The sequence below is a fragment of the Saccharothrix sp. NPDC042600 genome (assembly GCF_040647305.1).
Lineage (GTDB): Bacteria > Actinomycetota > Actinomycetes > Mycobacteriales > Pseudonocardiaceae > Actinosynnema > Actinosynnema mutabilis.
This window is the reverse complement of record NZ_JBEZBW010000016.1, coordinates 1-13,397: the sequence shown is the minus strand read 5'-3', so window position 1 is coordinate 13,397 and position 13,397 is coordinate 1. Positions and strand designations below refer to the sequence as shown.

General features: G+C 71.6%; 13 protein-coding genes, 1 tRNA gene and 1 pseudogene. 10 read left to right on the top strand and 5 right to left on the bottom strand.

Going from position 1 to position 13,397, the window contains the following annotated elements; translation table 11 throughout:
- Window positions 1–62: 62 nt before the first annotated feature.
- Together AB0A74_RS13660 and AB0A74_RS13655 are read right to left on the bottom strand one after the other, a co-directional pair.
- Entirely contained in the window at window positions 63–1,262 is a 1,200-nt protein-coding gene (locus tag AB0A74_RS13660; RefSeq protein WP_358249191.1) for a hypothetical protein, read from the bottom strand.
- Between the two features lie 51 nt (window positions 1,263–1,313).
- Complete coding sequence (locus AB0A74_RS13655; RefSeq protein ID WP_358249190.1) at window positions 1,314–1,856, bottom strand: TetR/AcrR family transcriptional regulator; 543 nt, start codon at window positions 1,854–1,856, stop codon at window positions 1,314–1,316.
- A 57-nt stretch (window positions 1,857–1,913) separates the two neighbouring features.
- Here AB0A74_RS13655 and AB0A74_RS13650 point away from each other — a divergent pair, with 57 nt between their 5' ends.
- A complete protein-coding gene (locus AB0A74_RS13650; protein WP_358249188.1) occupies window positions 1,914–2,924 on the top strand; it encodes an FAD-dependent monooxygenase in 1,011 nt (336 codons plus the stop codon).
- Window positions 2,925–2,941: 17 nt separating this feature from the next.
- Here the strand turns inward: AB0A74_RS13650 and AB0A74_RS13645 are convergent, their stop codons facing one another.
- A complete protein-coding gene (locus tag AB0A74_RS13645) occupies window positions 2,942–3,796 on the bottom strand; it encodes an exodeoxyribonuclease III (RefSeq protein WP_358249186.1) in 855 nt (284 codons plus the stop codon).
- 91 nt (window positions 3,797–3,887) lie between these two features.
- Here AB0A74_RS13645 and AB0A74_RS13640 point away from each other — a divergent pair.
- Both AB0A74_RS13640 and AB0A74_RS13635 read left to right on the top strand, forming a co-directional pair.
- Window positions 3,888–3,963 (top strand) — tRNA-Lys (locus AB0A74_RS13640).
- 274 nt (window positions 3,964–4,237) lie between these two features.
- Window positions 4,238–4,759, top strand: a complete 522-nt coding sequence (locus AB0A74_RS13635) for a hypothetical protein (protein ID WP_358249185.1) — start codon at window positions 4,238–4,240, stop codon at window positions 4,757–4,759.
- A 40-nt stretch (window positions 4,760–4,799) separates the two neighbouring features.
- Here the strand turns inward: AB0A74_RS13635 and AB0A74_RS13630 are convergent, their stop codons facing one another.
- Window positions 4,800–5,624 (bottom strand): hypothetical protein, encoded by an 825-nt coding sequence (locus tag AB0A74_RS13630; protein WP_358249183.1) that lies wholly within the window; start codon window positions 5,622–5,624, stop codon window positions 4,800–4,802.
- Between the two features lie 175 nt (window positions 5,625–5,799).
- Here AB0A74_RS13630 and lysA point away from each other — a divergent pair, with 175 nt between their 5' ends.
- On the top strand, window positions 5,800–7,044 hold the full coding sequence (gene lysA, locus AB0A74_RS13625) for a diaminopimelate decarboxylase (protein ID WP_358249181.1): 1,245 nt from the start codon (window positions 5,800–5,802) through the stop codon (window positions 7,042–7,044).
- Here the strand turns inward: lysA and AB0A74_RS13620 are convergent.
- Window positions 7,041–8,522, bottom strand: coding sequence for an alkaline phosphatase family protein (locus tag AB0A74_RS13620; RefSeq protein WP_358249180.1), 1,482 nt, complete (start codon window positions 8,520–8,522; stop codon window positions 7,041–7,043). The two genes, lysA and AB0A74_RS13620, sit on opposite strands and share 4 nt — an antisense overlap.
- Window positions 8,523–8,715: 193 nt before the next feature.
- Here AB0A74_RS13620 and AB0A74_RS13615 point away from each other — a divergent pair, with 193 nt between their 5' ends.
- From AB0A74_RS13615 to AB0A74_RS13590, 6 genes and pseudogenes are all read left to right on the top strand, one after another.
- Window positions 8,716–9,192 carry a GNAT family N-acetyltransferase gene (locus tag AB0A74_RS13615; RefSeq protein WP_358249178.1) on the top strand — a complete coding sequence of 159 codons (477 nt, stop codon included), beginning with the start codon at window positions 8,716–8,718 and terminating at the stop codon, window positions 9,190–9,192.
- 57 nt (window positions 9,193–9,249) lie between these two features.
- The gene (locus tag AB0A74_RS13610; RefSeq protein WP_358249176.1) at window positions 9,250–9,744 is read left to right on the top strand and encodes a macro domain-containing protein; all 495 of its coding nucleotides are present in this window, start codon (window positions 9,250–9,252) and stop codon (window positions 9,742–9,744) included.
- An 88-nt stretch (window positions 9,745–9,832) separates the two neighbouring features.
- On the top strand, window positions 9,833–10,975 hold the full coding sequence (gene dusB / locus AB0A74_RS13605; protein ID WP_358249174.1) for a tRNA dihydrouridine synthase DusB: 1,143 nt from the start codon (window positions 9,833–9,835) through the stop codon (window positions 10,973–10,975).
- Window positions 10,968–11,426, top strand: coding sequence for a hypothetical protein (locus tag AB0A74_RS13600; RefSeq protein WP_358249172.1), 459 nt, complete (start codon window positions 10,968–10,970; stop codon window positions 11,424–11,426). Before dusB ends, AB0A74_RS13600 begins: the two co-directional genes overlap by 8 nt.
- A gap of 160 nt (window positions 11,427–11,586) precedes the next feature.
- Entirely contained in the window at window positions 11,587–12,441 is an 855-nt protein-coding gene (locus AB0A74_RS13595) for a GGDEF domain-containing protein (RefSeq protein ID WP_358249170.1), read from the top strand.
- A 213-nt stretch (window positions 12,442–12,654) separates the two neighbouring features.
- A pseudogene (locus AB0A74_RS13590) lies at window positions 12,655–13,397 on the top strand (hypothetical protein); the annotation flags it as partial.

Genomic DNA, 13,397 nt, shown 5'->3' with positions numbered 1-13,397 from the left:
ATCCCGCCAATTGCGGCTACGGAGGGTGAATCACGCAACGCGTTCGAACGGATACGCAGCACTTATCCCAGCAGCAGACCGGAAACCCTCGTGTCGGGGTTGCCGCCGTAGCTGACGACCGCGCCGGCTTCGCGGGGCATGGTGCGGATGCTCATGCCGGCGAAGCCCTGTTCCGTCACGAACCAGCCCCACGTGGTGAGCCAGCCGCGGTCGTCGCCGGGCATCGGGTCCAGGACCGGCCGGACCCGTTCCTGCACCACGTGCGGCTTGTGCGCGCACTCGTCGAGCAGGGCGTTCCACTCGCGGTCGTCGTGCAGCCAGCCGGCGTGGACGCCGGTCCCGGCGAATTCGCCCGACGCCTTGAGGAGGAGGTTCGCGCGGTTCGCCCGGACGTGGTCCCGATCGACGTCCTCCAGTTTGCGGGTCCACGGCAGGATCCGGTCCACCAGGGCCTGTTCGTCCCCGTCGAGGTCGGCGGTGGAAAGCAGGGCCAGCGTGGACTTGTAGCCGTAGAGGTAGCTCGACAACGGTGTGAACACCCGGCTCTTCGTGCCCTTGAGGAAAGTTTCCGCTTTGCCGACGGCTTGTTCCGGGTTGAAGAAGCGGACGACCACGTCCAGCTTCGTCCCGTTCAGGTACAGGTAGCCGTTGCGTTCGGTGAGGTCTTCCAGCTCTCCCAACAGGATTTCCCGGCCCAGTCGCCGGCAGGACTCCTGGAGCGACGCGAAACCCTTGGCGTACTTGGCGAGCATGCCGCCCGCTTCCAGGAACGCGGTCGTGCCGGGACCTGTGGCGCGCAGGAGTTCCTCGACGGGGTGCACGTAGTCCAGGTCGCGCGCGAAGTCCCGCAGGGTCGGGCTTTCCTTGATGGCGCGGGCGATGTCGCCGAGGTCGGTGCCGCCGAGTTGGCTGCCGGAGTTGAACTCCAGCAGCTTGAAGCCGTCGGTCGTCCGGTAGAGGTCGGCCCGGCCGTGGAACGGGGGCGGGTCGGCGGTCATGAGCGCGGCTTCTTCCGGTGGCACGCCCAGGGCTTCGGCGCACCGGGTCAGGCTGCCGCCGAACAGCCTGCGCGGCAACGAGAGCAGGAGGTCGTGGAAGCGGCGCACGTCCTCGGTCACGCGGTCGGCTTCCGCGCGGTCCAGCAAGAACGGGCGGGGCGCCAGGCGGTGGCCGTACACGGCGTCGAGGGCGGGTGGCAGGTCGAGGTCCGCCATCACCCCGTGCAGGCTCTCGTCGGCCAGGAACGCCCGCGTCAGGTCCACGCGGCACATGATGTCGGCTCGCGGGCGGGGTGTCGCTGCGGGGACCCGCTGTCAGGCCACGATGCCGCGCAGCACCACGTGGAAGGCGCGGGCGGGCCGGAAGTCCGGTCGCGGGTTGGCCAACTGGTTGGTGAGCAGGCCGTCGACCGTGGCGAGCAGGAGCGCGAGGTCGGCGGCGGGGTCCTTCGAGCCGACCGCGCCGATGATCGGCACGGCCCACTCGGCGATCCGCTGGTGCGCCTCGGCGATCCGCCTGCCCAGCTCGGGGCGCACCGCGGCGTCCACGAAGACGGCGTGCCGGGCGAGGGTGAGGACGCGTTCGGCGGCCAGTTCCTCGACCACGCGGCCGAGGGCGTCGGCGAGCTTCTCCGGCGTGGAGACGTCGCCGGACAGGGCCTGCCACAGCTCCCGTTCGCGGTCGAGGAGGCGTTCGACGACCCCGCTGACCAGCGCGTCCCGGGTGCGGAAGAGGTTGGAGGTGGACCCCTCCGCCAGGCCGGCCTCGGCGTCGACGGCGCGGTGGGTGAGGGCGCGGGGACCGGCGGTGCCGAGCACGCGGATGGCCGCGTCCAGCACCTGCTGCCGTCTCGTCACGGGCCGTGACACTACACCCGTAGTCAGCGGGACTACATCTGTAGTACGGTCGCCGGCATGAGAGCAGCGGTGATCGGCGCAGGGGTGGGCGGCCTGGCCGCGGCCATCGGGCTGCGCCGGGCGGGCTGGGACGTGACCGTGTTCGAGCGGGCCGACGGCCTGCCGGCGACCGGGACGGGGCTGGGGATCTGGCGGGACGCGATGGCGGCGCTGGACCGGCTCGGCGTCGGCGACCGGGCCCGGCGGGCGGGGCGCCGGCAGCCGGAGGGGACCGTGCGCCGGCCCGACGGGACCGTGCTGGGCCGGTTGGGCGCGGACGTGCACCTGCTCACCCGGCCGGCGCTGCTCGGGGTGCTCGCGGACGCCCTGCCGACCGGGGTGGTCCGGTTCGGCGCGGCCGTGACGTGGCGGGAGTGCGACCACGACCTGGTGGTGGGGGCGGACGGCATCGGCAGCGGGGTGCGGCGGTCGTTGTTCGGCGTCGAACCGAGGCCGTCGGGCGCGGTCGGGTGGCGCGGGACGGTCGACTTCGCGGTGCCGGCGGGCGGCGAGACGTGGGGCCGCGGGGTGAAGTTCGGCCTGACGCCCCAGGCCGACGGCCGCACGAACTGGTACGCGCTGACCGCGCCGGACGGTGACCTGACGGCGTTCTCGGCGTGGCACGACCCGATCCCGAGGGTGCTCGCCGAGAGCCGCGACGTGCTGCGGCACAGCCTCGACTACCTGCCGCCGCTGCGGACGTACGTGCGCGACCGGGTGGCGCTGATCGGCGACGCGGCGCACGCCATGACGCCCGACCTGGGGCAGGGGGCGTGCCAGGCGATCATCGACGGCCTGGCGCTGGCGACGGCGTTGGCCGCGGGTGACGTCACGTCGGGCCTGCGCGAGTACGACCGCGTTCGGCGACGGACCACGCAACGCCTGGTGAAGCGCTCCCTGCTGCTCAACCGCCTGGCCCGGGTCCGCCGTCTCGTGCCCGTCCGCGACACGGCCCTGCGGGTCGCCCTGGCCCTGGCCCCGGCTCCGTCGTGGAGCGCGGACCTGGAACCCGACGAACTGGCCGGCTAGTCCAAGTTCCTTTGAAGCTACTTGGCCTGCGGGAGCTTCTTGGTCTTCCGGGGCGCGGAGGGCGGCGGGACGACGGGTCCGATGTCCCCGTCGGGCGCCGTGTCGAGGTCCACGATGACCGGGGCGTGGTCGCTGGGCCCGGTGCCCTTGCGGGCGTGGCGGTCCACCCAGGCGGCCTTCGTGCGGGCGGCGACCGGTTCGGAGGCGAGGACGAGGTCGATGCGCATGCCGAGGTCCTGGTGGAACATGCCGGCCCGGTAGTCCCAGTAGGTGAAGACGCGGTGGCCGGGCCACCGGTCGCGCACAACGTCCTTGAGCCCCAGCGCTTCGAGCTGCTGCAGCGCTTCGCGTTCGGGGCCGGTGACGTGGGTGTGCCCCACGTAGGCGGCGGGGTCGAACACGTCCTCGTCCGCAGGCGCGATGTTGACGTCGCCGCAGACCATCACCTGGTCCCCGGACCGACGCACCACGTCCCGCAGGGCGGCCAGCCACTCCAGCTTGTAGCGGTAGTGGTCGGAGTCGGGCTCACGGCCGTTGGGCACGTAGACGGAGAAGACCCGCACACCCCCGCAGGTGGCGGCCACCACCCGAGCCTCCGGCTGCGGGAACCCGGGCCCGTCCGCCATCCCGGCGACGACGTCGGCCAACCCGACCCGGGACAACACGGCGACCCCGTTCCACCGCCCTTCCCCGTGCGCGGCGAACTCGTACCCGAGCCCGGCCAGCGGTTCGGCGAGCAACTCGGCGAAGGCGTCATCGGCGAGCTTGGTCTCCTGCAGGCACACCACATCGGGCCGCCGCTGCTCCAACCAGGGCAACAACCGAGGCACCCGCTGCTTGACCGAGTTGACGTTCCACGTGGCCACCCGCATCCCCCCAAGGTAGTGCGCAAGTGACCCCACCCACACCCCGGACCCACCCACCCACCCCACCACGCACGAGGACCTCGGTAAGCTGTCCCCCGGGCCGCTAGCTCAATTGGCAGAGCAGGAGACTTTTAATCTTCGGGTTCAGGGTTCGAGTCCCTGGCGGCCCACCAAACCCCAACCGGGACCGGGTATCCGGGCTCCGCCCAAGATCGAAGCCCTCGCTCAGGCCCGGTTCCGCGCGTTCGCGGCCTCCCGGATCGTGCCCCTCGTGCTGGGAAAGGTGGGCCTTCGGGTTGTGGTCTTCGCCCGCCGCTCCAGGAGCATCGCGGGAACGCGGAATTGCTGAGACGCCGAAGAACCTGTTGTTTGCATGATTGTCGGTCCGGTTTCACGGCTCGTTCGCACAGATCAACGTTGCTGACACATTCGACACCCTCTGCTATCTTGACCGAGGCAATTTCCGCTGTTGGAGATGCATTCGGAAGGACGGTCATGCGAATTACGCGAAAGATCGCCGGGCTGACCACGATGGTCGCCACCGTGCTCGGACTCGGTCTCGCAGGGGCGGGCTCCGCCGTAGCTGACGCCGGTGTCTGGCGCGCCTACGGCAACACCAATCCCATCACCTCCAGCACCAGCACCTGGCGCTGCTCAAGCAGCACGACGATCGCCGCGAGCGTGTCCGCCCAGGTGTGCGCCGTTCGTTCGCACAGTGGCGCATCCGTACAGACGGCAGTGATTGTGCGCAACAACGGATCCGGTCTCTACGTCACTGAGGCCACCGCCTCGATGTACACGCTGTACAACGGCTCTTATGCCCTCTTGGGTACTTGGTCGTGTCCGCCGTCAGGAGTTGCGGCCAACTCTTGGTCGGTGTGCTTCGGTTCGACTTTCACGTATACCGGGTCAGTGACCGCGCAGGGGCAGACGTCCACTGCCGACCTCGGATGGTCGCCCTTCGCGTGAACCTCTTCCGAGGTTCGAATCCCTGGCAGCCACGGTCGATTCAGTCGAACCTCTCGGGCAGGTGCGGTGCGATGCGGCGCAGGTCTTTGGCTGTCGGGTTTCGGAGGGAGGCCAGGCGGGTGGTGTCCGGGTCGGCCAACGCGCGTAGTGCCGGGACGGCCAGTGTGGCGGTGATCGTGGATGCCGCCAGGCAGATGGCGGCCACCGTCACGCGCGTCCACACCGACCACGGCGCCAGTGCGGCGGCGACCAGGCCGGCGATCGCGGACACGTTGAGGAGCGCTACCGGGATCAGGCGGACCAGTCGCAGGGTGCTGGGCAACGGGTCGTGGCGGAGGTTCATGTCGGCCACCGGGGACCATGCGTTCAGGCGCGGTCTGCCGTCGACCAGGAGGGTGTAGAGCAGCGTGTGCTCGCGGGTCAGCAAGGCCGGGCCGATGTGCAGGCCGGTCGGGCTGATCATGACGGTCGGTCTGGGGACTCCGTTGCGGCCGGCTTTGACCTGTTGGTCGAGGAGGGCGATCACCGGCGTGTGGAGGTCGATCTCCAGTGGGCGGCCGTCGAACGCCGCCTGCGGGACGTCCCGCGAGCCGTGGCTGATCAGGCCGATCTCGACGACGTGGGGATCGACCAGCACCCGGTCGGGCAGGCGCACCTCGATCGGGTAGCCCCATCCCGGAGCGGCGCGCAGGGGCACCACCGAGTCCAGCACCACGTGCAGCACACGGCGCGGGCTGGTCGAGCGGAAGGCCGCCCACGCTCCCACCACGATCGCCACCACCGCGACCACCACCGCGGCGATCGACCAGAACGTGCCGGACGCGTACCAAGCCTCCGCGGACACCGACGTCTGGACCAGGACCACAAGCCATTGAAACAGCCGGCGAGCCGGTGATCAGCCACGTTCACCCGGGCGGTCGATCACCGGGTTGTGGTGTGGGTCATCGGGGTGTCAAGGGGGCGGCAGGATTCGTCGGGATCGTGTCAAAGGGGCGTCGCCGGGGCGGGCTCGACCCGGCGGGTGGCGGTCTGCTTGCCGTATGACGCTTTCCGACATCTTGCCCACGTTGGCCCACTCACTGCACCCCGCGCCCGATCCACGGCTGTGGCCTTCGGTGGACGATCGGCTGTTGCGGTGGATCGCCGCCACGTTCGGCACGCCCACCTACGTGATCGACGAGAACGAAGTGCGTCGGCGGTGCCGGCGGGTTCGGGAGGTGTTGGGCGGGGTTCGAGTGGCCTACGCGAGCAAAGCTCTTTCCTGCAAAGCGGTTCTGCGGTGGGTTCACGAAGAAGGCTTGTGGTTGGACGTCTGTTCCGCCGGGGAGCTGGCCGTGGCGCGGGCCGCCGGGGTGCCGGACGACAAGATCCTTTTCCACGGCAACGCCAAGACGCCCGAAGACCTCAAGGCGGCACACGGGGTCGGACGGATCGTGGTCGATTCCGTGGACGAGTTGGAGCGGATCGCCGACGCCAAGGTGTTGCTGCGCGTCCTGCCGGGGATCGCCGCCGACACGCACCCCGCGCTCGCCACCGGCGACACCGGGCAGAAGTTCGGGTTGAGCGAGCACGACCTCGGGCGAGCGCTGGAGGTTCTCGACGGGCGCCCGGACCTCGAACTGGTCGGCCTGCACTGCCACATCGGCTCGCAGATCCGGCACGTCGCCACCTACGAGCAGGCCGCCCGCCGCATGGTCGCACTGATCGCCCGGCTCGGTCGCCCGATCCGCGAACTCGACCTGGGCGGCGGCTTCGGGGTGGCTTACACGAGCGGCGAAACGGACTTCGACCTCGTCGGGTACGCCGACCGCGTCACCCGCGCCATCCGCTACGAGTGCGCCCGGCACCGCGTCGAGCCGCCCCGGCTGATCGTCGAACCCGGCCGCTCGATCGTCGCCAAGGCCGGGATCACCCTCTACCGGGTGACTTCCGTGAAGCACCCGTTCGTGGCGGTCGACGGTGGCATGAGCGACAACGCCCGCCCGGCCCTCTACGGCGCTCGCTACCAGCCACGACTCCTCCGCGACGGCAGCCCGGCGACGCGGGTGACGCTCGTCGGCCGGCACTGCGAGGCCGGTGACGTCATCGGCGACGTGGACCTCCCGAGGGACGTTCACCCGGGTGACGTGATCGCGGTCCCGGTCACCGGCGCGTACCACCACTCGCTCGCCTCGAACTACAACCAGGTGTGCCGCCCCGCACTGGTCGGCGTGCGGGACGGCACGACGCGCGTCCTGGTCCGGGCGGAGACCGAAGAGGACCTGCTCCGCCGCGACCTCGGCTAGCGGGTGACGCTCGGCGCGTCCACGGCCCAGTACCAGTTGTTCCCGGCGTCATAAAGGCGCCACGACACGACCATGCGCTGCGCACCGCTCGGCACGGCAACGTTCAGCGACACGGTCCCGGCGATCACATCGGCGGTCCCGGAGCCGTAAGACAGCACCGTGCGCTCCGCGCCACCGTCGAACGCCACGGTCACCGATGCGCGCTGCGGGTCCTCATGGCGGTAGTGGGAGCCGAACTTCACCGTCACCGAGGACGCGCCCGCCACGTCGTACCCCGGCGAGGACAGCGTCGAGTCGAACCGCCCCAACGTGGACGGCGCGCCCTTGTCGTCCCACTCGTCCGGGTCGGCCACGGCGAACACGCCGCGCGCCCGCACGTTGGCCTCGCGGTGCTGGCCGGGCGCGGTGCGCGTCCAGAAGTCGTCCGTGGTGAACGACCAGCCCTGCCACTCCGCGACACCCTGCGGCGCGGTGGTGCGGACGCTCCAGCCCGCCGGGGCGTCGTGCGTCCACCCCAGGACCGACGCGGGCACGCCCGTCTCGTCCTGGCGCGGCTTGAGGGTCACCGACTCGAACGGGTCGGCGGGCGCGGCGCCCAGGGCGTGGCCGTCGAGGGACGCGGTGACGCCCAGGTGCCGCAGGGCCGTGGCCGCGACGTCCACGATCTTCGGCTGCACGGCCGGGGTGCCCAGCGGGACGCCGCCGCCCGCCGCGATCACGAACGTCATGCGCTCCTCGGGGCTGTCACCGCCGTGGCCGCCGGTCGGGGTGTGGCCGTGGTCGGTGGTGAGCAGGATGAGCCAGTCCTCGTTGGCGTAGTCGGGACGGCTCTCCACGGCACGCAGCAAGCGGCCGATGTGGGCGTCGTCCGCGCGCAGGGACGCCTGGTACTGCGCGGAGTCCGCGCCGTGGTTGTGGCCCGCGATGTCGGTCTTGCCGAAGTAGACGAACGACGCGTCGGCGGCGTTCTGGGCGAGGTGCTTCTCGGCGTCGGCGGCGACCTTCTCGTCGGAGCCCTCGTAGCCGAGCGCGTCACCGTCGAGGACGAACTTGCGGTCCTGACCGGTGCGCAGGACGTGGTCGGAGATGGGCTTCCAGTCGACGGCGGCGTACGTGTCGAGCGCGGGCTTGGCGGTGTTGGCGCGGGCCAGCCAGCTCGGGAAGCCGCTCAGGGCGTTGCCGGCGAACGAGTTGTCCTTGACCTTGTGCCGGTCCGGCCAGACGCCGGTCAGGATGGTCGACCAGCCCGGACCGCTGACGGTGGGCGCCATGCCCGTGCCGTAGAGGGCGCTGCGCGACGAGTAGCCGCGCTGGGCGAGCGCGTGGACGTTCGGGGTGTCGGCGGCGAGCAGTTTGTCGTACCGGGCTCCATCGAGGCCGATGACCAGCACCTTCGGCGTCTTCGGAGCGGCGTCCGCGGTGGGGATCGCGACCACGGCGGCCGCCAGCGCCAGAGCCAACGCGAGTTTCCCTCGCACCCTGCCTCCTTGGTAACAGGTATAGACCGGTTCCGGTCCGGGGATCGACGCTAGGGGCGGGTGGTGAACGCAGCGGGAACGTGCGCGGAAGCGTGGACAGCGATCGTCCGGCGGGCGCTTGGCCAACCTCTGTGAAAGCGCCCTGACCTGCGGCGATCGCGGGATTGTCGTACCCCGCCGGCACCCTTGCGCCATGACCGTCCACCTGGAGGCCTGGTCGGAAGAGGACCTCGGCCTGCTGCACCGGCTCAACGCGCCGGAGATGACGGCCCACCTCGGCGGGCCGGAGTCCGACGAGCGCGTGGCCGACCGGCACCGGCGCTACCTGGCGCCGGGTTCGGGCATGTTCCGGGTGGTGCTCGACGGGGTCCCGGCGGGGGCGGCGGGGTTCTGGCTGAAGGAGTGGCGGGGGACGACGGTCCACGAGGTGGGGTGGAGCGTCGTGCCGGAGTGCCAGGGGCGCGGAGTGGCCGCGGCGGCCGCGGCGGCGGTCGTGGAGCGCGTGCGGGCGGCCGGCGGGCCGCGGTGGGTGCACGCGTTCCCGTCGGTGGGCAACGCGGCGTCCAACGCCGTGTGCCGGAAGGTGGGGTTCACGCTGATCGGGGAGGTGTCGTTCGAGTACCCGCCGGGGAGCTTCATGCGGTGCAACGACTGGGGGTTGGAGCTGTGATTGCGCTCAGGGAGGAACGAGCACCGCCCGATCGGGGAACCGTGCCACGCTCGGTGCATGATCGAGGTGGTGGTGGGTGACATCACGCGAGCGCGGGTGGACGCGATCGTGACCGCGGCGAACGAGTCGCTGATGGGCGGCGGCGGGGTGGACGGGGCGATCCACCGCGCGGCGGGGCCGAGGCTGGCCCGCGCCGGTGCGGCGGTCGCTCCGTGCGAGCCGGGCGACGCCGTCGCCACGCCCGCCTTCGACCTGGACCCGCCGGTGCGCCACGTGATCCACACGGTCGGTCCGGTGTGGGAGGGCGGCGACTTCGGCGAGGAAGAGGTGCTGGCGTCCTGCTACCGGCGCTGCCTGGAGGTCGCCGACGGCCTGGGGGTGCGCTCCATCGCGTTCCCGGCGATCGCGACGGGCGTGTACGGCTACCCGCCCGCCGAGGCGGCACGGGTGGCGGTGGCGGCGCTGAGGTCGGCGACGACGTCGGTGGAACGCATCGAACTGGTGGCGTTCGACGAGGAGACCGCCGACCACCTGAGGCGTGCCCTGACCTGAGCCGGGTCACCGGGCGTGACCGGGCCGACGTGCGGGATTCGGGGCGTATGGCGTCCGCCACTCCCGCCGCTGGGTGACAATGGCCTGGATGTCCACCGCACTCCAGACCTCGACAGACCTCCGGATCGGCCCGTACGCGGTCGATCCGGCCGTCGTGCTCGCGCCGATGGCCGGCATCACCAACGTGGCGTTCCGGCAGCTCTGCCGCGAGTTCGGCAGCCCCACGTCGCTGTACGTCTGCGAGATGATCACGGCCCGCGCCATCGTCGAACGCGACTCCAAGACGATGGAGATGATCACGTTCGGGGCCGCCGAGCACCCGCGGTCGTTGCAGCTCTACGGGGTGGACCCGGCGTCCATGAGCGAGGCCGCGAAGATCATCGTCGGTGAGGACCGGGCGGACCACATCGACATGAACTTCGGCTGCCCGGTGCCCAAGGTCACCCGCAAGGGCGGCGGGGCGGCGCTGCCGTACAAGCGGCGGTTGTTCCGGGAGATCGTGCGGGCCGCGGTGCGGGCCGCCGAGCCGGCCGGGGTGCCGGTCACCGTGAAGTTCCGCATCGGCATCGACGACGACCACCACACGTTCCTGGACGCGGGCCGCATCGCCGAGGACGAGGGCGCGCAAGCGGTCGCGCTGCACGCCCGGACCGCCGCCCAGCGGTACTCCGGCCAGGCCGACTGGACCGCCATCGCGCGCCTCAAGGAGGCCGTGACCAGCATCCCCGTCCTGGGCAACGGTGACATCTTCAGCGCCCAGGACGCCCTGGACATGGTCGCCAAGACCGGCTGCGACGGCGTTGTGGTCGGCCGCGGCTGCCTGGGCCGCCCGTGGCTGTTCGGCGAGCTCCAGGCCGCGATGAACGGCGAACCGGTCCCCGCCACCCCCGGGCTGGGCAAGGTCGCCGAGATCATCGCCCGCCACGGCCGCCTGCTCGCCGCGCACCTGGGCGAGGACAAGGGCATCCGCGACCTGCGCAAGCACATGGCCTGGTACCTCAAGGGGTTCCCGGTCGGCGCGGACCTGCGGCGCAGCCTCGCGATGGTGTCCACCACCGCCGAGCTGGACGACCTGCTCGGCCGGCTCGACCCGACCGCCGTGACGCTCGACGCCGAGGGTCCGCGCGGCCGGCAGGGGTCGCCGGCGAAGGTCGTGCTGCCCGAGGGGTGGCTGGACGACCCCGAGGACGGCATGGTCCCCGCAGCGGAAGACATGCACTCCGGTGGGTGACCGGGCGTCGCGGGCCGCCTTGTTCGCCGCCTGCGCGCTGCTGCTGGCCGCCTGCGGCTCGACCGTGGCCGGGACGCCCCGACCGCTGCGCGTCACCGACGTGGAACGCGAACTGGTGACCAGCTACTTCGCCGCGCTCAACGAGGCCGCCGGGCGCGGCGTGTCCGAGCAGCACGAACTGCTCGCCGACACCCAGCACCCGGACTTCCGCGACGAGGACTGCGAGTTGCCGAAGGGCACCATCAAGGTGCAGCCGACCATGTCCACGCTGCGCCTGGACCCCGACTGGACGCCGCCGGGCGAGGACGAGCACCCGCGCGGGGTCGTGCTGGTGGTCGCCGTGACGCTCACCGCGTTCCAGGAGGGCACCGAGATCGGCAGCCAGATCGGCTCCCAGCACATCGTCCTGCTCAACGGCAAGGCGTACGGCTTCGCGCCCTGCGCCGCGTGACCACGCTGGGCACACGTTCCGGGTAGTTGATCACCGAACGTCACCAGTTCGGAGCAGTGCACGGTCAACCGGTAGAGGGAATTCCTCCAGTGACGCGTCCCGCCGGCTCAAGCACCGCGTTGCAACAGACGACACCTTGGCAAGTAGGGAGGTGAGCGCGATGACCGCACTGCGACCCGAAGTCGCCGACTTCGACAGCGACGGCAGGTCCGAGGAGGACCGGGCCGCCTCGGAGGGTACCGGGCTGGTGCAGTTGCACGAGTCGATCGCCGCGCTGCTCGCCTCCCGCGGCCAGTGGCGGCAGGCGTACCAGCACCTGCGGTCGGCGTTCGACCTGGTCTACGCCGACCAGGACGAGCAGCCGCACGTCCCCGAGCAACTGCGCCGCGAGGTGGACCGGCTGCGCCGCGAGCACGCGGAGGCCCGCGAGCAGAGCCTGAGAGACAGCCTCACCGACAGCTACAACCGGCGGTACCTGGACGAGCGCCTGCTCGGCATGGTCACGGACCGGGCCACCGCCGACGGGCTCGCCATCGCGTTGATCGACCTCGACTGGTTCAAGCAGGTGAATGACACATTTGGTCACCTTCTGGGTGATCGGGTGTTGCAGCGCGTGGTCGAACTGCTGCAGGAGGAGCTGCCCGAGGACGGGTTCTGCGCCCGGTACGGCGGTGAGGAGTTCGTGCTCGTGCTGCCGGGCGTGGACGCCGCCGCCGGCGTGGAGATCGCGGAGTCGGCGCGCATGCGTGTCGAGCGTCACGCCTGGGCTTCGCTGGCCCCCGGTTTGCGAGTGACCGTCAGCATCGGGTTGGCTTATGAGCCTCCCGCGGGGGACCCGTCGACACGTCCGCCGGTCGCTCCGGAGCAACAGCTGCTGCGGGCGGACAGCCTGCTCTACACCGCCAAGCAGTCAGGACGGAACGCGGTCGCCTACCGGGAGGGCGGTCGGGTGCGCCTGGCCGGGGCCGCGGCGGGGCGGCGCGGGATCGCCGAACCGAGGGTTGCCGGTTACTGAGTCTTTGCGGCAGCTCACCCGTTCGGGCGTAGCCTGCTGAGCGCAACTGACTACCCACGACCCCTGTATCACCGGGAGTGGTCGTCAGGACTGGCGGTCATCCGTAGTATCGCCAAGGCAAGTGACACGCCGTTGGTGCAACCAATGTGTCCTTGATGTCGTCAACTCGTGATGACGACCCCGTATTGACCGCTGTTGCTGAAGGGAGACCGGGTGCCCGACGAGCCCCGCCGTGGCGGCCCCGGACCTCGTGGTGACCAGCCCGTTCCCGACGACCAGCCGACCGGCCGCCGACGGCGGTCGATGGAGGGCAGCGGGGGGCTGAGCGTCTCCGAACTGCTGGAGCAGCACAGCCGCACCAACATCCCGCGCCCCGTGCCGCCGACCGACGGCCGCAGACCGGAGTCGACCGGCAGGCGGGCGGCGCCCGAGGCCGAGTCCACCGGCCGGCGCGCGATGCCCGAGCCCGAGGTGACCGGCCGGCGCGCGGCAGTCGCGCCCGACGTCACCGGCCGCCGCGCGGCACCCCAGCCCGAACCGACGGGCAGGCGCGCGGTGCCCGAGCACGAACCGACCGGCCGCCGCGCGGTACCCGAGCACGAACCGACCGGCCGCCGCGCGGTACCCGAGCACGAACCGACCGGCCGCCGCGCCGTGCCGGAGCCGGAGGCAGGCAGGCGGGCGGTGCCCGAGGCCGGGGTGACCGGCCGGCGGGCGGTGCCCGAGCCGCCGCAGACCGGACGGCGGGTCGCACCCGAGCCGACCGGCCGCCGGACCCTCCCGGACGACCTCGCTCCCGCCACCCCGACCCGCCCCGAGGACACCGGCCGCCGCCGCAGGCCCACCCCGGAGGACGCGCCGAGCCACTTCGGTCCGGAAACGACCGGCCGCCGCGCCCGCCCGGACCTGCCCGCCGAGCACGCCGCACCCCGCCGCGCCGCCGAGCAGGCCGCCCC